At 66.8% G+C, this 19,289-nt stretch carries 17 protein-coding genes; 1 reads left to right on the forward strand and 16 read right to left on the reverse strand.

Annotated features, from left to right (window positions below; all coding sequences use genetic code 11):
- Positions 1–108: 108 nt before the first annotated feature.
- Genes MUB46_RS04645 through MUB46_RS04655 form a run of 3 tightly spaced genes read right to left on the reverse strand, consistent with a single transcriptional unit; the run spans position 109 to position 3,148 of the window.
- Complete coding sequence (locus tag MUB46_RS04645; RefSeq protein ID WP_261614710.1) at positions 109–1,530, reverse strand: FMN-binding glutamate synthase family protein; 1,422 nt, start codon at positions 1,528–1,530, stop codon at positions 109–111.
- Entirely contained in the window at positions 1,515–2,207 is a 693-nt protein-coding gene (locus MUB46_RS04650; protein WP_261614711.1) for a GltB/FmdC/FwdC-like GXGXG domain-containing protein, read from the reverse strand. The genes MUB46_RS04645 and MUB46_RS04650 overlap by 16 nt, the downstream gene beginning before the upstream one ends.
- Positions 2,204–3,148, reverse strand: coding sequence for a class II glutamine amidotransferase domain-containing protein (locus tag MUB46_RS04655; RefSeq protein WP_261614712.1), 945 nt, complete (start codon positions 3,146–3,148; stop codon positions 2,204–2,206). Before MUB46_RS04655 ends, MUB46_RS04650 begins: the two co-directional genes overlap by 4 nt.
- A gap of 163 nt (positions 3,149–3,311) precedes the next feature.
- On the opposite strand from MUB46_RS04655, the gene MUB46_RS04660 reads away from it, so the two are divergent.
- Positions 3,312–3,983 (forward strand): GntR family transcriptional regulator, encoded by a 672-nt coding sequence (locus MUB46_RS04660; protein WP_261614713.1) that lies wholly within the window; start codon positions 3,312–3,314, stop codon positions 3,981–3,983.
- Positions 3,984–4,004: 21 nt separating this feature from the next.
- Here MUB46_RS04660 and MUB46_RS04665 read toward each other — a convergent pair whose 3' ends face one another.
- From MUB46_RS04665 to MUB46_RS04725, 13 genes are all read right to left on the reverse strand, one after another.
- Entirely contained in the window at positions 4,005–4,790 is a 786-nt protein-coding gene (locus MUB46_RS04665; RefSeq protein WP_261614714.1) for a class I SAM-dependent methyltransferase, read from the reverse strand.
- A 100-nt stretch (positions 4,791–4,890) separates the two neighbouring features.
- Positions 4,891–5,292: an ArsR/SmtB family transcription factor gene (locus tag MUB46_RS04670; RefSeq protein WP_261614715.1), complete on the reverse strand. Its 402-nt coding sequence runs from the start codon at positions 5,290–5,292 to the stop codon at positions 4,891–4,893.
- Positions 5,293–5,521: 229 nt separating this feature from the next.
- Positions 5,522–6,121 carry a peptide-methionine (S)-S-oxide reductase MsrA gene (gene msrA, locus MUB46_RS04675; protein WP_261614716.1) on the reverse strand — a complete coding sequence of 200 codons (600 nt, stop codon included), beginning with the start codon at positions 6,119–6,121 and terminating at the stop codon, positions 5,522–5,524.
- A gap of 18 nt (positions 6,122–6,139) precedes the next feature.
- Positions 6,140–6,604, reverse strand: coding sequence for a peptide-methionine (R)-S-oxide reductase MsrB (gene msrB / locus MUB46_RS04680; RefSeq protein WP_261614717.1), 465 nt, complete (start codon positions 6,602–6,604; stop codon positions 6,140–6,142).
- A 139-nt stretch (positions 6,605–6,743) separates the two neighbouring features.
- Positions 6,744–8,000 carry a winged helix-turn-helix domain-containing protein gene (locus tag MUB46_RS04685; protein ID WP_261614718.1) on the reverse strand — a complete coding sequence of 419 codons (1,257 nt, stop codon included), beginning with the start codon at positions 7,998–8,000 and terminating at the stop codon, positions 6,744–6,746.
- A gap of 60 nt (positions 8,001–8,060) precedes the next feature.
- The gene (locus tag MUB46_RS04690) at positions 8,061–9,251 is read right to left on the reverse strand and encodes a benzoate/H(+) symporter BenE family transporter (RefSeq protein ID WP_261614719.1); all 1,191 of its coding nucleotides are present in this window, start codon (positions 9,249–9,251) and stop codon (positions 8,061–8,063) included.
- Positions 9,252–9,435: 184 nt separating this feature from the next.
- Positions 9,436–10,737 carry an NAD(P)/FAD-dependent oxidoreductase gene (locus MUB46_RS04695; RefSeq protein ID WP_261614720.1) on the reverse strand — a complete coding sequence of 434 codons (1,302 nt, stop codon included), beginning with the start codon at positions 10,735–10,737 and terminating at the stop codon, positions 9,436–9,438.
- A gap of 167 nt (positions 10,738–10,904) precedes the next feature.
- Complete coding sequence (locus tag MUB46_RS04700) at positions 10,905–12,014, reverse strand: mandelate racemase/muconate lactonizing enzyme family protein (protein ID WP_261614721.1); 1,110 nt, start codon at positions 12,012–12,014, stop codon at positions 10,905–10,907.
- Entirely contained in the window at positions 12,011–13,171 is a 1,161-nt protein-coding gene (locus MUB46_RS04705; protein ID WP_261614722.1) for an iron-containing alcohol dehydrogenase, read from the reverse strand. Before MUB46_RS04705 ends, MUB46_RS04700 begins: the two co-directional genes overlap by 4 nt.
- Positions 13,172–13,326: 155 nt before the next feature.
- Positions 13,327–15,423: an ABC transporter ATP-binding protein gene (locus tag MUB46_RS04710; RefSeq protein WP_261614723.1), complete on the reverse strand. Its 2,097-nt coding sequence runs from the start codon at positions 15,421–15,423 to the stop codon at positions 13,327–13,329.
- A gap of 10 nt (positions 15,424–15,433) precedes the next feature.
- The gene (locus MUB46_RS04715; RefSeq protein ID WP_261614724.1) at positions 15,434–16,459 is read right to left on the reverse strand and encodes an ABC transporter permease; all 1,026 of its coding nucleotides are present in this window, start codon (positions 16,457–16,459) and stop codon (positions 15,434–15,436) included.
- 13 nt (positions 16,460–16,472) lie between these two features.
- Entirely contained in the window at positions 16,473–17,288 is an 816-nt protein-coding gene (locus MUB46_RS04720) for an ABC transporter permease (RefSeq protein WP_261614725.1), read from the reverse strand.
- Positions 17,289–17,551: 263 nt separating this feature from the next.
- Positions 17,552–19,243 (reverse strand): ABC transporter substrate-binding protein, encoded by a 1,692-nt coding sequence (locus MUB46_RS04725; RefSeq protein WP_261614726.1) that lies wholly within the window; start codon positions 19,241–19,243, stop codon positions 17,552–17,554.
- Between the last annotated feature and the right edge of the window lie 46 nt (positions 19,244–19,289).

Below are 19,289 nucleotides of genomic sequence, written 5' to 3' on the forward strand. Positions count from 1 at the left end.
GGTTTGGGGCTAAGCCTGTGCTCCAGCCGCACGGTCCAGGATTTCGGGACCGCGCTCCAGGACCGGGGCGCGGCGGGGACATCACCTCACCATGCGGACGGGGTCACTTCACCACTCGAACGGGCGGTCGATGCCGGCCATCTTGACGCCGGTGAAGGCGGAGGCCTCGAAGGACAGGGCACGCAGGTCCTCGACCTCGAGATTGTGGACAGAGGACTTGCCGCAGGCCTTGGCCAGCGCGGTGATCTCCATCGTCATCGCCGCAAGGTAGCGGGCGACGCGCTCGGCGCCGGCGTCCACATGCATCCGCTTCTGCAACTCCGGGTCCTGCGTCGAGATGCCGACCGGGCACAGGCCGGTGTGGCAATGGTGGCAAGCGCCGGGCGAAGTGCCGAGCTTCTGGTAGTCCTCCAGATAGCGCGGCGAGTTGCAGCCGAGCGCGATCATCGCGCCGTTGCCGATCATCACGGCGTCTGCGCCCAGCGCCAGGCACTTGGCCGCGTCGACGCCGGAGCGGATGCCGCCGGCGGCGACCAGATCGACCTTGCCGGTCATGCCGCATTCGTCCAGCGCCTCGCGCGCGGCGCGGATCGCGCTCATGGTCGGAATGCCGGTGTGGTTGAGCAGCAGCTCCGGCGAAGCGCCGGTGCCGCCCTCCGCCCCGTCGACGACCACCACGTCGGCGCCGGCCTTGGCGGCGATGGCGACGTCGTAGCGCGGCCGGGTCGCGCCCATCTTGACGAAGATCGGCACCTGGTAGTTGGTGGCGATCCGCAGTTCCTCGAGCTTCACCGCGAGGTCGTCGGCGCCGAGGAAGTCGGGATGGCGGATGGTCGAGCGCTGGTCGACGCCGACCGGCAGGGTGCGCATCCTGGAGATCCGTTCGGACACCTTCATGCCGAGCAGCAGGCCGCCGGTGCCCGGCTTCGCCCCCTGCCCCACCACCAGCTCGAGCGCGTCGGCGCGGCGCAGGTGGTCGAGGTCGATGCGATAGCGCGCTGGCGACATCTGGTAGAGCAGCGTCCTGGACGCCTCGCGCTCCTCCTCCAGCATGCCGCCCTCGCCGGTGCAGGTCATCGTGCCCGCCTTCGAGGCGCCGTAGCCGAGCGCGGCCTTGGCCGGCGCCGACAGCGCGCCGAAGGACATCGAGGCGATGTAGATCGGTATCCTCAGCTCGAGCGGCTTCTCGACGAGGCCGCGGCCGGCGCCGAGCACGGTGGTGGTGTCGCAGCTCTCACGATAGCCCTCCAGCGGAAGCCGCGTCATCGTCGCCGGGACGAAGGTCAGGTCGTCGAAGGTGGGAAGCCGCTTGTTGAAGGTGTTGTAGCCGCGCACCTGGTAGCGGCCGAGCTGGGCCAGCGCGTGCACCTCGGAAATCGCCTCCGGGGTCCAGCGGGTCGAGCCGCCCTCGTCGTAGGAGGACGGGACGCCGGCGGGCCGGCCCGGGATCGCCCCGTCGCCGAACTTGATGTCGGCCTCGGAGGGCATGTCGAACGGGTATTCGTAGGGGGTGTTCAGATCATCAGCCATGCGCCTGCATCCCGGCTCTCGAAGTACCAGAGGCGCTGACCCGAGATCATCTTGCGCCAGTTGCGTGCCGTGTCCTTCAGCCCGAGCGGCTCGAGAATGGCGTCGACCTCGGCGACCTCCTCCGCCGTCGGCTCGATCACCTTGACGTCGACACCGAGGCTGTCGACGTCGCCGGCGACCCAGACCTCGCCCTCCCACAGCGCGTCGGCGCAGGATTCCCCGGCGCCGCCCAGCGCGATGATCCGGCCCTTGTGCGCCATGAATCCGCACTGGTAGCCGACCTTGCCTTCGACGACGATGGTGCCGTTCTTCATGGCGACCCCGCAGCGCGGCCCGCAATCGCCCTTCACGTGGATCAGCCCGCCGGTCATCGCCGCGCCGCAGGACATGCCGGCATAGCCGCCGACGGTGACGAACCCGTCGGACATGCCTTCGGCGACGCCCCAGCCGCAGTTGCGCTCGATGGTGACGGTGGCGCCGGTGTTCAGCCCGGCGCAGTAGTAGCCGACGCTACCCTCGAAATGGATGGTCACGCCGGGCGGCAGGCCGACGCCGAGATTGTGCCGCGACAGGGTGTTGCGAACGCGGATCGGGCCGCCGGCCGCGCAGGCGGCCTGGATGTCCTGGTTGACCTCCCGGATCGGCCGATCGCCAACGTCGATGACGATCTCGCTCACGCGGCGGCCCTCCGGTTGCCCACCCCCCAGATCTCCGTCAGGCTCGGACCGTCGTAGTTGATCACGTCGCATTCGCCCGGGTAGATCCGGCGCACCGCCTGCTCCTCGGTGGCGGCGGCGAACGAACCGTCCTGCCAGACCACCACCAGCGGCTTCATGGCGAAGCGATCCTTGGCGAAGCCGATGCCGTCCTCGCCCGCGATCATGTAGGTGAAGACGCCGTCGATATCCCTGATCGACTTCTTCAGCGCCTGGTCGAGGGTCAGGCCCTGGCTCATCTCGTGCGACACCCACACGGCGATCAGCTCGCTGTCGTTCTCGGTGAGGAAGCGATAGCCGAGCCGGTGCAGCCGATCGCGCCAGGTGTAGTAGTTGGTGATCTGGCCGTTGTGGACGATGGCGACGTCGGGAAACGGCCGCGCCCAGAACGGATGGCTGGCGTTCGGCAGCACCGAGCTTTCGGTGGCGAGGCGCGCATGGCCGAGGCCGTGGGTGCCGATCATGTCGCGCACGCCGTGCTTCTCGGCGACATCGCGTGAGCCGCCGGTGTCCTTGACGATCTCCAGCGACCGGCCGCAGGACTGGACCTCGAAGCGGTCGGACATGGTGTCGGCGTCATTGATCCAGCGGGCAAGGTCTTTCGGATCGGAGATCACCATGCGGACGCAATAATGCGCCGCGCCGCCGGTGACGAAGGTCGGATCCTCGAGGAAATCGGCGCCGTGCTCGCGAAGGATCAGCCGGAAGTCCTCCATATCCGCCGACAGCCGGGACTCGTTGAATCCCATGCCGCGAAGAATATATCCCTCGTCGCGCGGAATGCCGTAGACCGCGAAGCCGGTGCTGTCGGCTCCCCGGTGTTCCTGAGCATCCATCAACTCGACGAGGTCGTTGCCGACGCGCCCGGGGGCACTGAGAATTCTACCTGCGATCCCACACACGTTTTTGCATCTCCTCGCAATTCATGTATACTGTATTCAGTATCCAAAAATGACGCAAGGGGGATCGTGACGGCGTGATCGCTTGGTGTGCAAATAGGCTAGAATCCGGGCGAATCGCCCGCGCCGACGGGGCCGGCGACAGCAGGAAACAATAGGTCCGAGAGTGGCACTCAAGAGCATCAAGGCGGAACGGCGGCGGCTCGCCGACGAGGTCTATCAGCAGATACTCGGCGCGATCCTCAACAACGAGGTCGGCCGCAACGACCGGCTGGTCCAGGAGAAGCTGGCCGCCGAACTGCAGATCAGCCGCACGCCCGTGCGCGAGGCCCTTCTGCGCCTGGAACAGGACGGCATCCTGGTCACCTCCCCGCGCGGCGGGTTCGTGCTGCACGATATGTCCGTTGGCGAGGTCGAGGAGCTGTACCAGGCCCGCGCGGCAATCGAAGGCCAGGCCATCCGCATTCTCGCCAAGCGCAACGATCCGCGCATCAACGCGGACCTGCGCGCGACCATCGAGAAAGAGGAAAACATCACCTCGAAGACGGTCGCGGCTTATTTCGAGGCGAACCGGAACATCCATCGCCGCATGGTCGAGCTGTGCGACAACCGCTATCTGCTCGAGATGTTCGACAACATCTGGAACCGGGCGATCTCGTTCCATTTGTTCGCCACGATCGAGAAGGTCGACCTGTCCAAGTCGTTCGGCGACCACATGCAGCTCGTCGACATCATCGAGACGGGCGATCCGCGCGTCGCCGAGGACGCGATCATCGATCACATCCAGGAAGGTCTCGAACTCCAGATCGAGGCGCTCGGCCAGAACGGAACGGCGTAGACGGAACCGCGTAGGCTGGGCCTAGCGCGTGCCGCGAACCGCCCACGCCCGGGCGGCCAGAAGGATCATGCCGTCGGAATCGGTCGGCAGGGTGTCCCGGAGCCGGTCCTTCAGCCTGTTGCGAGCCGCGTCGTCGAGGGAAACGCAGTATCCGGGCGCGGGGCCGACACCACTCAGGAAGGGGCGCCAGTAGTCGTCGAAGTCCCGGAACGGCGTCGGAATGTCGATGGCCTCGGTGGCGACATCGCGCAGGCCCGCGACCGCGAACACCTCTGCGAGGCGGTTCGGACGGCAGATCGGAAATCGATTGCCCTCGTCCAGCTCCCGGGCCGCGGGATCGAGCGCAACCGCCGCATCCCAGAACGTGCGCATGAACTGGACGTGGCCGGCATAGTCCCAGACATAGGCCGCGATCGTCCCGCCCGGTGCCGTACACCGCATCAGCTCCTTCAGGGCCAGCGCCGGATCGGGGATGAAGTTCAGGACGAACCCGGAGACCGCCATGTCGACGCCGCCGTCCGCTATCGGGATATCCGCCCCGGAGCCCTGGCGAAAGTCGGCACGGTCGTCCGGGATCTGCTGCCGCGCCAGCGACAGGAAGGCCTCGGAGGGCTCGACGCCGACCACCGATTGCGGACCGCACCGCTGCAGTATCCGGGATGTCAGCGCGCCCGTGCCGCAGCCCAGATCCAGCCAGCGCAGACCCTGCGCTGCATCCAGCCAGGACAAGAAGCCGTCACCGACCTTCCGGCTCCATCGGCCCACGTATTGTTCGTAGCCATCGGCGTCAGTCCACTTGTCCGGCATTCGAGCCTCCTTGGGCGAACCGGACCCCATGGTACTCCACTATCGAACCACGTCGAAGACGGAACAACGCGGCGGGGCGTTTCTTTAGCCTGACCGGCGCTTATGCGTCCGCGCCCTGGTCCCTTTCGGGCGGCAACGCGCAGAACATGTCGTGAATGAGCTCGAGCAACGGCCGGGTGCGTTCGTCGGTCAGGCGGTAGTAGATCGTCTTGCCGTCGCGACGGGCCTCGACGAGGCCTTCCTGGCGCAGTCGCGCCAGCATTTGCGAGACGGTGGCCTGGCGGGCGCCGAGCAGGTGCTCCAGCTCGGCGACGGATCGTTCGTGCTCGACCAGATGGCACAGGATCATCAGCCGGCCCTCGTGGGCCAGCGCCTTGAGGAAGTCCGTCGCCGCCTGCGCGGTTCCGGCGAGTTCGATGGCCGCGTCGGCGCTCAGGTCGTCGTGCCCCGACACCGGCGATACCGCCGTTTCGTCCCCGGCAAGGGTCGTGCTGTCGCCCACGGTCACGCGTTCCGCTCTGTGTTTCGTTGACGGACCGCAATGGGGCCAACCGGCGCCGGCGCGCGTCGTGGCGGCCATGCGGGTCCTGATCCTTTATATTCGATTTCCTGAATATAATCGAGAGGGTTCGACGCGCCCGCTCGCCGCAGGCGCTCAACAAACGAAAACGGGGCCCCAAAGGGCCCCGCGCAATCCGGTCGGCGATCGGGAGCGCCCTTATGGGCGCCCCCTAGTTCCACACCTCGGCGAGACGGGAATCGCGGCCGCAGTGGGACCGATAGTACCGATATTTCACCGGGTTCTTCCGGTAGTAGTTCTGATGGTAGTCCTCCGCCGGATAGAACCGTCCAGCGCGGCGGACGGCGGTGGCGACGGACTTGCCGAAGCGCGCCTCGACGGCCGCCTTGGAGGCCTGCGCCGCGGCCTTCTGGGCGCCGCCGGTGTAGAAGATGGCGCTGCGATACTGGCTGCCGCGGTCGCAGAACTGGCCGCCGCCGTCGAACGGATCGACGTTGCGCCAGAATATGTCGAGCAGCTTGTCGTAGGACACCCGGTCCGGGTCGTAGACCACCTTGACCGCCTCGATATGCCCGGTGCCGCCGGACGAGACCTGTCTGTAGGTCGGATTGGCGGTGCCGCCACCGATATATCCCGACGTGGTCGAGATGACGCCGCCGGTCTTGTCGTAGGGCGGCTCCATGCACCAGAAGCAGCCGCCGGCGAAGATCGCCTCGGCCTGGGCGGCCTGGGCCGGCACGACACCGGCCATGGGCGCCGCCACGGCCAGGAGCACGGCCGCGAACAGACTTTTCAGGACGGTTCCACGCATCGGTTCTCTCCCGCTCGCTCAGGCCGGCGCGAACGTCATCGCCACGCCGTTCATGCAGTAGCGCTTGCCGGTGGGCGGCGGCCCATCGTCGAAGACATGGCCGAGATGGCCGCCGCAATTGGCGCAGTGCACCTCTGTGCGGGTGAAGACCCAGCCGCGGTCGACTCTCGTGCCGACGGCGCCGGGCAGCGGCTTGTAGAAGCTCGGCCAGCCGGTGCCGCTGTCGTACTTGGTCTTCGAGGAGAACAGCGCCTGGTCACAGCCGGCGCAGTGGAAGATGCCGGCCCGCTTCTCCCGGTCGAGCGGGCTGGAGCCGGCCCGTTCGGTGCCTTCCTCGCGCAGCACGCTGTACTGCGCCGGGGTGAGTATCTTGCGCCACTCGGCATCGCTCTTGGTCACGCGGAACGCCTCTGCCGTCCCGGCGAAGCTGACCGCGGCGATGGCACCGAGCGAAACGGCGCCGAACCGTCGTCTCGTGAGCATCGGGTACCTCCAATCAGGCCCTCAACATAGGGATCGGAGCCCGCGACCGCAGGCAACAAAGCGGTCGCGCCGGTTCAAACAATCGTGGGAGACGCGTGATGGGGCGTGGGACGCGCGTGATGAAACGGCCTCCGCCGGGTCACAGGCGTTTGACGGCTCTCTCCAGCGCGGGCGCCAATGCCGTCTCCAGTGCGGGCGCCAGATCGCCGCCGCCCCCGATCTCGACGCCGTCCAGTCCCAGCCAGCCGGCCATCAGGCCCAGTTCCTCGGCCAGACCGGCGGCAACGGCGGCCGCGTCGGTGCCGTCCTCGGCGTGGGCGGCGTTGACGCGCAGGATCCCGGCGGCGCGGTCGGCCTTGAGGCAGACGCGCCCGACCAGCCCCTCGCCCATCAGGAACGGCAGCACGTAATAGCCGTGCACGCGCTTCTCCGACGGCGTGTAGATCTCCAGCCGGTAGCGGAAGTCGAAAAGCCGCTCGGCCCGGTCGCGCTCCCATACCAGGGAATCGAACGGCGACAGCAGCGCGCGCGCCGCGACCTTGCGCGGCATCCGCGCGTCCGGGTCGAGATAGGCGGCCTGCTTCCAGCCCGCCACCGCGACGGGGAGCAGCGCGCCGGCCTCGACCAGCTCGGCGATGCGCGCGCCGGTGTCGGCGGCGGGAAGGCGGAAATAGTCGCGCAGGTCGCGCTCGGTGGCGATGCCGAGCGCCTTCGCCGCCACGCGCAGGAGCGCGCGCTGGGCCTCGGCCTCGTCCGGCGTCGGCGCGGCGATGACGTCTTGCGGCAGCACGCGCTCGGTCAGGTCGTAGACGCGCTCGAAGTTGCGCCGCGTCGCGGTCGTCACGTAGCCCGCCCAGAACAGCCATTCCAGCGCGGTCTTGCCCTCGCCCCATTCCCACCAGCCGGGGCGCGACTTGCCGCCGGCGGCAAGCCCGGAGGCGCCCGTCGGTCCGCCGGCCTCGATCTCCTTCAGGACCGTATCGATGAAGGCGCGCTTCTCGCGACCGAAGCGGGCGAGACCGGAATAGATGCCCTCGCCGGCGCGCGCGCGGTGCATGCGCCAGCGCATCGCCGGCTGCAGCGCGACGGGGATGAAGGAGGCCTCGTGGCCCCAATACTCGAAATAGCGCTTGCGCCCGTAGGCCTGCCGGTCGAGCAGGTCGCGGCCATAGGGGCCGAGGCGGGAGAAGAACGGCAGGTAATGGGAGCGCGACAGCACGTTGACGGAATCGATCTGCACCAGGCCGACCCGGTCGAACACCCTGGCCATGTGCCGGGGCGTGATCGCGGCGGCGGACGGCCTGCGGTCGGCGAAGCCCTGCGCGGCGAGCGCGATGCGCCGCGCCTTCTTGACGCTCAGGCGGTCCAGCGGCTTGTGATCGGTTCGGTCGGCCATGGCGGGGAGACGCTAGCGGATTCCGCGGGCGCGCCGCCACCCGAAACGGCCGGCGCGGCCTCAATCGTCCGTCTTCTCCTGACGCCATCGTGACAGCGCCAGCATGGCGCCGCCGGCGACCAGGCCCCAGAAGGCGGCGCCGATGCCGAAGAAGCTCAGGCCCGAGGCGGAGACGACGAAGGTGACGATCGCGGCGTCGCGGTCGCCGATCTCCCGCATGGCGCCGAGCAGCGCGTTGCCGAGCGCGCCCATCAGCGCCAGGCCCGCCACCGCCTGGATGAGCAGCGGCGGTGAGGCGGCGATCAGCACCGTCGCGAACGTCGCGGCGAAGCCGAAGCCGACATAGAGGACACCGGCGGCGAAGGCCGCAACCCAGCGGCGCGCCGGGTCCGGGTCGGCGTCCGGGCCGGCGCAGATCGCCGCGGTGATCGCCGCGTAGTTGATCGCCTGGCCGCCGAACGGCGCGCCGATCATCGTCCCCACGCCGGTCACCAGGAAGGATTCACGCACGCGGGTGCGATAGCCGTAGGCCTGCAGCACCGCGATGCCCGGCACGTTCTGCGAGGCCATGGTGACGACGAACAGCGGGATCGCGAGCGACACCACCGCCCCCCAGGTGAAACTCGGGGCGATCAGCACCGGAGCCGGCAGCAGCTCGCCGACCGTGGCGACCGGAAGCTCGGTCGTCGTCATGATGATCGCCGCCGTCACCACCACCGCGACGGGCATGGCGTAGAGCCGCGCGACGCGCAGCATCACCGCCCACACGACGATCACCGGCAGGGCGAATTGCGGAATGACGCCGATGGCCTGGACCGGCGCGAGACAGAGCTCGAGGATGATGCCGGCCAGCATCGCGTTGGCGATGGACGACGGGATCGCGGCGACGAGATCGCGGAACGGGCGGACGAGCGCGGCCACGACGATCAGCAGGCCGGTGATCAGGAAGGCCCCGACCGCGGCGGAAAAGCCGCCCGCGACCGCCCCCGTCGAAATCAGCAGCGCCGCGCCGGGCGTCGACCAGGCAACGGAGACCGGCTGGCGCGAGCGCCAGCTCAGGAGGATCGCGGCCAGACCCATCAGGATCGACATCGCCATCAGGCCGGAGGCGGCTTCCGCGTTCGACGCGCCGACGGCGGTCAGTCCCTGGACGACCACCGGAAACGAGCTGCCGAAACCGACGAAGGCCGCGACGGTGCCCGCTCCGATCGCCGAGTAGGACAGGCGTGAGGATACGGCGACGTCGGACATGGCGGATTTCCCGGAAGATCTAGGTCCTGGCGAGTCGGACCACAGTGTCACCGCGCCGCGCCCGGGGCGCAACGGTCATCGGGAATCCGAAACAACCAGCCGTCGAGGGTGGCTAGCCCCGGCCGCGGGATGAATCGAATTTCCTCCCGCGGCGGGATCGGGGCCGCCCCCCCGGTGACGGCGATTAGCCCAGCACCGAGAAGCTCGATTCCGGATTGATGGTCCTGAGCCTGGAATAGAAGCCGACATTGGTCGAGCGGCCGATATGCGTCAGCGGGAACGCGACCGGATCGGCGTCGTGGTCGTGGCCGGCCTCGACCTTCTCGATCAGGTCGGCCATCATCGCGCCGGCGACGGGGGCATTCTTGAACTGGTTGCCGCTCGAGCCGATCGCCATGTAGTAGCCCGGCACGCAGGACCGGTCGTAGATCGGGATCCAGTCGTCGGTAACGTCGTAGAGCTCGGTAACGCCCTTCATCTGGCTGGGGATCCCGAGGTTCCGGATGCGCTGGGCGGCGCGCAGCGCCTGCACCCGCCACTGCTCGGAGAAGTTCCGGTCCCAGTCGTCCGGATCGACCCATTCGCGCGGATCGCACGGTGGGTCCTCGGAGCCGACCAGCAGGAAGCCGCCCTTTTCCGGCCGCGTGTAGCAGGCGATGTCGGAATCCGACGTCACCATGCCGTCCGCGTCGTAGCCGTCGACCGGCATCGGCACGTGCACCACCTCCTGCTTCAGCGCCCGCGTCCCGATCTTCATGTCGGCGGTGGCGCCGGCCATGTCGTTGACCTTGTAGGAATGCGGTCCGGCGACGTTGACGACGATGCGCGTCGCGATCCGCTCGCCATCGTCCAGGGTGACGCCGGCGATGCGGCCGGTGTCGTCCTTGCCGATCTCCACCACGCGCCGGTTGAACAGGAAGACGCCGCCGGCGGCCTCGGCGGCGCGCTGCAGGTTGTGGGCGGAGAGCTGCGGATCGGTGATGTAGCCCGCATAGGGGAAATACACCGCGCCGGCCAGCTCGCCGCCGGTCGGCTCGCCGAAGCCTTCGTCCTCGGGACGCTTGGGCGGATGGAAGAGATGGAGGTCGTAGTACGGCGCCTTCCGTTCCAGCGCGGCGGTGTCGAGGTCCTCGTAGGGCACGCCGAGCGCGTCCATGTGTGCCTTGACGTTGGCGAGATAGCCGTTGGCCTCCGTCTTCATGACGATGCAGCCGGTCTGCCGGAACTCGGCGAGGCCGCGCTCGTCGGCGGCGGCGAGATAGTCCGGCCAGGCCTTCCAGTAGTGGAAGCCCTCGTAGGCGAAGGCGGAGCCCTCCAGCGTCGAGTAATGGGTGCGAATGATAGCGCAGGAGCCGGCCGTCGAGCCGTAGCCCGCCGCCGGCGCCATGTCGACGTTCAGGGTCTTCATCCCCTTGCGGGCCAGCTCCAGCCCGATCGCCGCGCCGATCACACCCGCGCCGATGACTATCGCGTCGTAGGTTTTCACGTTCGATGTCCTCTCACCTATCGCCTCAATCGGATGTCATTGCCGGACGTGTTCCGGCAATCCATTGCCAATAGCGCTCGCCGTGTTCATGGATGCCCGGAACGAGTCCGGGCATGACAGCTGAAATTGCCACCAAGCTCCTGCCATCCCGACCAGACCACACGCCCCTATCCAATCCGCGTCGCCTCCAGCCGTTCCTCGTCCAGCGTCACGCCCAGGCCGGGGGCCTCGGACAGCACCAGATCGCCGTTGTCGTCGATATCGACCGGGCTTTCGAGAAGAAAATCGCGACGCTCGAGCGACCAGTCCGGCGGATCGAAGGGGAACTCGATGAACGGCGCGGCGGCGACGCCGGCGGTCAGGTGCGCGTTGGCGGCGACACCGAGACCGTTGGTCCAGGTGTGCGGCGTGAAGACGATGCCGTGCGCCTCGGCCATGACGGCGACGCAGCGCAGGCCGGTGATGCCGCCGACGAGCGCGGCATCGGGCTGGAGGATATCGACGGCGCCGGCATCGATCAGGTCGCGGAACTCGTGGAGCTCGCGCGTCATCTCGCCGGCGGCGATGCGCACGTCGGTCCGGTCGCGCAGACGCCGCATCCCCGCGCGGTCGCCGCGGTGCAGCGGCTCCTCCATCCAGTAAACGTCGAGGCGTTCGAGCTCGCGGGCCACCTGCAGCGCGTCCTTCAGGGTCCAGGGCGCGGCGGTGTCCCAGGGCATGCGCCAGCCCTGATTGCAGTCCACCATCAGGGTGAGCCGGTCGCCGAGGCGGGCGCGCACCGCGGCAAGCGCCGCGATGTCGTCGCGCCAGTCGCCGCGATGAAAGCGGATCTTCATGGCGCGGAAGCCGCGGGCGCTGTAGGCATCGGCGGCATCGGCGAGCGCGTCGGGCCCGCGCAGCGTGCCGGAGGAGGCGTAGGCGGAAATGCGGTCGGATCGGCCGCCGAGGAGCTTCCAGACCGGCAGCCCGGCGATCTTGCCGGCGAGGTCCCACAGCGCCAGATCGAGCGGCCAGCAGCGGCCGTAGTGGAAGGCGATGTTGTCGAGGACGCGGGCGTGCCGTTCGAGCCGGAGCGGGTCGTGGCCGACGAAAAGATGCTCATGGCCCTCGAAGCCGACCATCTTGTCCCCTGAGCCGACTCCGACCAGACCTTCATCTGACGTTACACGGACGACCGTCGCCTCGAATTCGGTGCGCGGGCGGGTGTCCCAGCTCGCCCGGAACGGCGGGTCGAGCAGGATCCGGTGGTGGCTGATCTCGATCGCCGCGATCTTCATGCGGCCTGCCCGGCGCGGGTCGTCGCGGCGAGTACGGCTTCGGCAAGCCCGTGCACGTCGTCCTCGGTAAATTCCCGCGCCGTGGCCCTGAGCATGGCGGCGTTCTCCGGCGCGGCCATGCGCGCGGCCAGCGTCGCGGCGTCGATGTCGCGAGGCAGGCTGCGATCGAGACCGACCTCGTCCAGAAGCGCGGAGAACCGGGCGGGCAGCGCATCGGCGCTCGCCAGGCCGAACGCCTCGGCCACACGGGAAAATCCGCCCGGATTGCCTTCGATCACGAAGGGCAGCGTCGCGGCCATGGCAATGGCGACCGCGCGGCCGTGATGGATCGGCATCAGGCTGCCGAGCGCATGGGCGACAGTGTGCGCGAGCGCGGTGCCGGCATTGTCGATCGCGGCGCCGGCTGAGGACGCCGCAAGCATCATCCGCATCCGCGCATCAAGGTCTTCGGGCTCGGCGACGGCCCTCGGCAGATAGGCGACCGCGATCCGGATCGCCGACAAGGCATAGAGATCGTTGCCCGGATTGGCCTTGCGGTTGGTCGCCGCCTCCATCGCATGGACCAGCGCATCGAGACCCGTCGCCGCCGTCAGCGATGCCGGCAGGCCGACTGTCAGCTCGGGATCGAGCACGATGAAATCCGGCTTCAGGGGATCGCCCCAGTACCAGTATTTCGTGTGGTCGGGCGCAGACAGGACCGAGATGGCCGTCGCCTCGGACCCGGTCCCGGCCGTGGTCGGCGCGCAGATCAGCCGCACGCGGCGGGCGGGAAGCGGATGGTCCGCCAGGCGGTAGTCCTCGACGGCCCGATCGGCCACCGAGGCCACGGCGATCATCTTGGCGGCGTCCAGCGCCGAGCCGCCGCCAAGCCCGACGACGGCGCGCGCCTTGACCTGCCACGCCTTCGCGGCGCCGGCGGCGACCTGCGTCTCCTGGGGATCGCTGGTGATATCCTCGAACAGGACGACGCGATGGCCACCCCGGGCGAGCGCGGCCATGGCCCTCTCGGTAATCCCGAGCGGCGCCAGGCCCGGATCGGCGACGAGCATGACGGTCGCGTCGCCGCTGAACATCTCGGCGACTTCGGCACCGATCTCGGAAATCCGGCCCGGTCCGACGACGAAGGCGGGCGTGCGGTTGAGGGCGAAACCACGCATGACGACGCGTTCCCTTCACAGACCGCTCGCGAGCGGCCCGTATTCAAGAGCCTACTGCGCCAAATCTACGATGGGAAACGCACAGCGCGCGACGGTTTCGCGACCGAAATTGCGCGAAAATGCGACGGCCGCCGGATTGCTCGACGGCGCGCCGATCACGCCGGCGCCGGTTCGTCCTTTTCCGCGTCGGCGACCTTGATCACCGGCTCCATGTCGTTGAGCGTCACCTCGTCGAGGTGGCAGAAGATGTAGTGACCGCTGGCCATCCGCCTGTTCGGCGGCTTGCGCTTGTCGCACAGGCCCTCGATGACATAGGGGCAGCGCGTACAGAACGGGCAGCCCTTCGGCGGATTGGACGGCGAGGGAAGCTCGCCGGTCAGCAACACCTTGCGTTTCTCGATATGCGTGTCGGCGATCGGCACGGCCGAGAGCAACGCTTCGGTATAGGGGTGATAGGGCGGTGCGAAGATCTGCTCGGTGGTGCCCTGCTCCATGATCTGGCCGAGATACATCACGACGATGCGGTCGGCGAGATAACGCACCACCGACAGGTCGTGGCTAATGAACAGGAGCGTCGTGCGATGCTCCCGCTGGATGTCCATAAGAAGCTCGGTGACGGCGGCCTGGACCGAGACGTCGAGGGCGGAGACCGGCTCGTCGGCGATCACCACCTCCGGATTGCCGGCGAAGGCGCGGGCGATGCCGACGCGTTGCTTCTGTCCACCGGACAGCTGACGCGGCCGCCGCTTGGCGAAATCGCGCGGCAGCTTGACGATATCGAGAAGCTCGAAGACCCGTTCCTGGATCTTTTCCTTGTCCGTCTCGACGCCGAATTTCTTGATGACGCGGGCGATCTGGCCGCCGACCGTGTGGCTGGGATTGAGCGTGTCGAACGGGTTCTGAAAGACCATCTGCAGCTTGGCGATCGTCTGTGCCTTGCGCTTGTCGACGGGCAGGTTGGCCAGGTCCAGATTGCCGAGGAGCACGCCACCGTCGGTCGCTTCCTCGAGCCCCATCAGCACCTTGGCGAAGGTGGACTTGCCGCAGCCGGATTCGCCGACGATCGCCACGGTTTCCGCCTCGCGGGCCTCGAAATTGAGCTCCTCGTTGGCCTTGACGGTCTTGGTTTCGCCGGCGCCGAGGACGAACAGGGCGGACTCCTCGATCTCGTAGTGCTTGGTTAGATCCTCGACCTTCAGCACCACATCGCCCGGCTCCACCGGCGGGCGTTCGTCGGCCTTCGGCTTGGTCGCGTCCCAGTCGATCTCCTGCCAGCGCACGCAACGCACGAAATGCTCCGCCCCGGTGTCGACCTTCTCCATCGGGATCAGGCCGAGATCGCAGCGTCCGCCCTCGAAGAACTGGCAGCGCGGCCCGAAGTAGCAGCCGGTCGGCCGCTGATGCGGCAACGGCAGCTGGCCGGGGATGGCGACGAGCGGATGGGCGTTCTTGTCGGCGCCGGGCAGCGGGATCGAAGCGAACAGGCCGCGCGTATAGGGATGGCGCATGTTGTTGAAGACGGTATCGATGTCGCCGACCTCGACCGCCTCGCCCGAATACATGACGGTGATGCGATCGCACGTCTCGAGGATCAGCCCGAGATTGTGCGAGATGTAGATCATCGAGGTGCCGAACTTCGCCGAGATTTCCTTGATCAGCTCGACGATCCCGGCCTCGACGGTCACGTCCAGTGCGGTGGTCGGCTCGTCGAGCAGCAGAAGCTCGGGATTCGACAGCAACGCCATGGCGATGACCACGCGCTGCTGCTGGCCGCCGGAAATCTGATGCGGATAGGAATCCATGATCCGCACGGGATCCGGCAGGTTGACGTTGGCCAGCATCTCCTCGGCGCGGGCGAGGGCTTCCTGGCTCGAAACGCCGTCGTGATAGATCGGCACCTCGGCCAGCTGCGCGCCGATCTTCATCGCCGGGTTCAGCGAGGCCATCGGCTCCTGGTAGACCATGGCGATCCGGGAGCCGCGCAGGTTGCGAAGCTCCTCCTCGCTCATGGCGCGCATGTCGCGTCCGTTGAACAGCAATTCGCCACCGACGATCCGGCCGTTCTGGCCGAGATACTGCATGATCGCGAGGGCGACCGTCGACTTGCCGCACCCCGACTCGCCGACGATGCCGTGCGCCTCGCCCGGCATCAGCGTGAGGTTGAAGTCGACGACGGCGGGAATCTCGCCGGCGCGGGTGAAGTAGGAAATCGACAGGTTGCGACATTCGAGAACCGGCGTCTGATCGGTCATGGTTGCCCCCTCAGTCCCGCAGGCTCATTTCGCGCAGACCGTCGGCCATCAGATTGAAGCCGAGGATCAGCGTCGACACCGAAAGCGCCGGGATGATCAGCATGTACGAGAACTTGAAGATCATCGCCGTATTGGCGGCTTCCTTGATCATCAGGCCCCAATCGGGATCCGGTGGCTGAAGGCCCAGCCCCAGGAAGGTCAGCGTGGTGATGGCGACCGTGGTGTAGCCGAGACGCAGGCAGGCATCGACGATGATCGGCCCGCGCACGTTGGGCAGGAGCTCGACCACCATGATCCAGATCGGATGCTCGCCGCGTGTCTGGGCCGCATAGACGTAGTCCCGCGACTTGATGTCGAGGGCCAGGCCGCGAACGATGCGCATGATCGCCGGCGCCGACGCGAAGGTGACTGCGATGACGATGTTGAAGCCCGATTGCCCGAGATAGTTCAGGATCAGGATGAACAGCACCATCACCGGGAACGACAGCAGGATGTTGGCGATGAACGAGATGATTTCGTCCCACCAGCCGGCGAGATAGCCAGCGAGCAGGCCGAACGCGGTGCCGACGACATAGGCGACGAGCGTCGCCGTGACGCCCCAGACGATCACCCGCTGGCAGCCCCAGATGGCGCGCGAGAGCATGTCGCGCCCCTTGTAGTCCGTTCCCAGCCAGAAGAAGATATCCTTCTTCTCCGAGAACGGCAGCGTGAACGGGGCAATCGGCTGATTGGGATCGATCAGCGGCAGATATGGCGCGGTGACCGCCATCAACAGCCAGAAGAACACCAGGCTGGCGCCGATCACGGCGATCTTCGATTCCCACCACGCCCGCACCGCAAGCACATAGAGCAGGATCGTCGCCGGTACGGCCGGGAGCAGGACGATGTCCTTCGATGGTCCGATCATGGAGCCGAACATCACGTAGGTGATCAGCGGCAGCCACATCAGAAGAATCAGGACGATCAAGGGCCTGGGTTGCGTCAGCCGGGCCAGGATCGACGGGGCCGCCACGGGGCTTTCTGCGGTCGCGCTCATCTATCGCCTCCCCTCAACTGAACCTGATACGCGGGTTGAGCAGCGTGTAGCCCACGTCCGAAATGATCTGTGAGAACACGGCGACGAAGACGGCGGCGAGCGTGCCGGCCTGGATGACGTAGATATCGCCGAATAAGGCGGCATCGAGCAGCATCTTGCCGAAGCCGTTGTACTGGAAGAACACCTCGACCACGACGACGCCCGACAACAGCCAGTTGAGCTGCAGGACGATCACGGTGAACGGCGCGATCAGCGCGTTGCGCAGGGCATGGCGCATGATCACGCGGCTATAGGGGATGCCCTTCAGGATCGCCGTGCGGATGTACTGGGACGTCATCACCTCGGCCATGGAGGCCCGCGTCATGCGGGCGACGTAGCCGAAATCGTAAAGCACCAGGGTCATCACCGGCAGAACCAGCTGGGTCCAGTCGAAGCCTTGGGTCATCGCTGACTTGGTCGGCAGCCACCCGAGCCCCAGGGCGAATATGACGGTGAGGAAAATCGCCGTTGCGATCTCCGGTATCGACGTGGTGAAGACCGATATGAAGGATACCGCCCGGTCCTGGAACGACCCCTCCTTCATCCCCGCGACGACGCCGGTTATCAGCGCGATGGGGATCATCAGCGCGAAGACCCAGAAACCGAGTATCCCCGTGGCGATCAGGCGCTCGGCAAGGAGTGGACCGACCTCGGTGTTCTTCTCGAACGAAAACCCGAAGTCGCCTCGGAAGACGTCGACCACCCAGTCGGCATAGCGCTCGTAGAAGGGGACGTTGAGGCCCTTCGCGGTGAGCCAGTCCTGGTATTCCTGTTCGGTCAGCGCTTGCACGCCAAAGCCGCCTAATTCATTGACGGCAATCTGTTTTTTGAACTTATCACTATCAAATACAAGAAACAGAACGAATGAAACGACCGCCATGATCAGGACCATTTGCCCCAAACGGCGGAAAATTAAATTGAGCATAGTCTGCCGTCCCCTCACATTCCCCCGCGACGCCGTCCTTTGGGAGAGTTTCCCTTGATTAGCGACGGTTCTTTCGCGGCGGGAATACCGCACCCGCCTGTCGGCGGGCGCGGCGGCCACAGTTCAGATCAGCTTTCCAGCCAGACCTTGTTGAACTGATGATACTGCGTCGGGTGCGGCGGATAGCCGTGCACCTTCTTGGCGGCGATCGTGAAGACCGGGCGCCAGATGGGCTGCACCATGACGGCGGCATCCTGAAGGATCTGCTCCACCTTCTTCATCTTCTCGCGGCGCTCTTCGGTGTCGAGGACCGCCTCGGCGTCATTCAACGCGTTGTCGAACTCCTCGCTGGCGAAGGCCGTCTCGTTCCACGGCACGCCGCTGCGATAGCCGAGCGACAGCACCATGGTTCCCAGCGGACGGTGCGTCCAGGCGGTGGCGCCGAACGGCGTCTTGTCCCAGATCTCCCAGTATTTGGACGGCGGCATGACGTTGATGTTCAGCGTGATGCCGGCGTCCTTCAGCTGGTCGCGCATGATCTCGGTCACCGTCTGGTGCCAGGGACCATCGGTGTTGCCGACGTCGATGGTCAGCTCGATGCCGTCCGGATAGCCGGCTTCCGTGAGCAGCTGCTTGGCTTTCTCCACGTCGCGCTTCAGACCGGGAAGCTCGTAGTACTCGGGATGAATCGGCGACACGTGGTGGTTCTCGCCAATATCGCCGCGTCCCTGGAACACCAGGTCGCGATAGACCGAATTGTCGGTCGCCGCGATGACGGCCTGGCGCAGCTTCTCGTTGTCGAAGGGCTTTTCGGTGACGCGCATGCGGCAGCACAGCGTCTGCGCGGTGCGCGCCTCGATGATCTCGCCGTCCAGCGCCTCGGCAAGCTCGAACTGCTCGATGCCGAATTCGTAGATGGCGTCGACATCACCGGACGCGAAGGCCGTCAGCTGGTTGTCCTCGTCGAAATTGTAGTAGTGGATTTCGTCGAGATAGACCTTGCCGCCCCAGTACTGGAACGGCTTGCCGTCCGCCGTTTCCGTGACCCGCTTCAGTTCGCAGCGTTCGCCGACCTTGAGGTTGGTCATGGTGTAGGCACCGGTTCCGATCGGATTGTCCGAAAGCGGCGGCTTGAAGCTGCGGTGCACGATGGCGGTCGGATAGTTGTAGAGGTCTTCCGGGACGGACAGCACGGGCTTCGACAGGTTGAGGCGGACCGTATAGTCGTCGACCTTCTCCAGGGCGCCGGGAAGCATCTGCTTCTTGCCGTCCTTTTCCTCGACCATCGAGGCGAAGGTGGACAGGCCGATATTGGAGGAGCCCACGTCCGGGTCCATCCAGCGGGTCATGTTGAAGATGACGTCGTCGGCGGTGAACTCGTCGCCGTTGTGCCACATGACGCCCTTGCGCAGCTTGAACGTCCACGTCTTCAGATCGTCCGAGGCTTCCCAGCTCTCGGCGAGCATCGGCTGGGTCACGTTGTCCGGCGTCGTGAAGGTCAGGTGTTCCAGCATATGCCGGGTCTGGTTCGACATCTCGACCCACGAATAGGTCGCCGGGTCTTCCATCTTCTGGACCTGCATGGCAACACGGAGGATGCCACCTTCTTTCGCGTTGGAATCGTCCTGCGGGAACGGCAGATCACCCTGCTGGGCGAAGGACGGCGTGACGCCGCCCATGGCGTAGGCGGCGGTGGCAGATACCCCCAGCAGCGCCGCGACGCGTACGAATTCGCGGCGGTCCATTCGACCGCGATCCATAAGATCCTTGGCCTCCCGCACCTTCGGGTGCAGGCGGCGTGGCTTGTCGCTCTTCGTCATATAAATAACTCCCATTATTGCCGACCCTCGCGTCCGGCGACCCCCG

The sequence above is a fragment of the Microbaculum marinisediminis genome, from assembly GCF_025397915.1.
Classification (GTDB): Bacteria; Pseudomonadota; Alphaproteobacteria; order Rhizobiales; family Tepidamorphaceae; genus Microbaculum; species Microbaculum marinisediminis.

Coding starts and splice junctions, on each gene's coding strand:
- MUB46_RS04645 (WP_261614710.1), bottom strand. CDS start 1,530: ATGGCTGATGATCTGAACACCCCCTACGAATACCCGTTCGACATGCCC.
- MUB46_RS04690 (WP_261614719.1), bottom strand. CDS start 9,251: ATGTCCGACGTCGCCGTATCCTCACGCCTGTCCTACTCGGCGATCGGA.
- MUB46_RS04685 (WP_261614718.1), bottom strand. CDS start 8,000: ATGGCCGACCGAACCGATCACAAGCCGCTGGACCGCCTGAGCGTCAAG.
- msrB (WP_261614717.1), bottom strand. CDS start 6,604: ATGCTCACGAGACGACGGTTCGGCGCCGTTTCGCTCGGTGCCATCGCC.
- MUB46_RS04725 (WP_261614726.1), bottom strand. CDS start 19,243: ATGACGAAGAGCGACAAGCCACGCCGCCTGCACCCGAAGGTGCGGGAG.
- MUB46_RS04665 (WP_261614714.1), bottom strand. CDS start 4,790: ATGCCGGACAAGTGGACTGACGCCGATGGCTACGAACAATACGTGGGC.
- MUB46_RS04710 (WP_261614723.1), bottom strand. CDS start 15,423: ATGACCGATCAGACGCCGGTTCTCGAATGTCGCAACCTGTCGATTTCC.
- MUB46_RS04705 (WP_261614722.1), bottom strand. CDS start 13,171: ATGCGTGGTTTCGCCCTCAACCGCACGCCCGCCTTCGTCGTCGGACCG.
- MUB46_RS04700 (WP_261614721.1), bottom strand. CDS start 12,014: ATGAAGATCGCGGCGATCGAGATCAGCCACCACCGGATCCTGCTCGAC.
- MUB46_RS04715 (WP_261614724.1), bottom strand. CDS start 16,459: ATGAGCGCGACCGCAGAAAGCCCCGTGGCGGCCCCGTCGATCCTGGCC.
- msrA (WP_261614716.1), bottom strand. CDS start 6,121: ATGCGTGGAACCGTCCTGAAAAGTCTGTTCGCGGCCGTGCTCCTGGCC.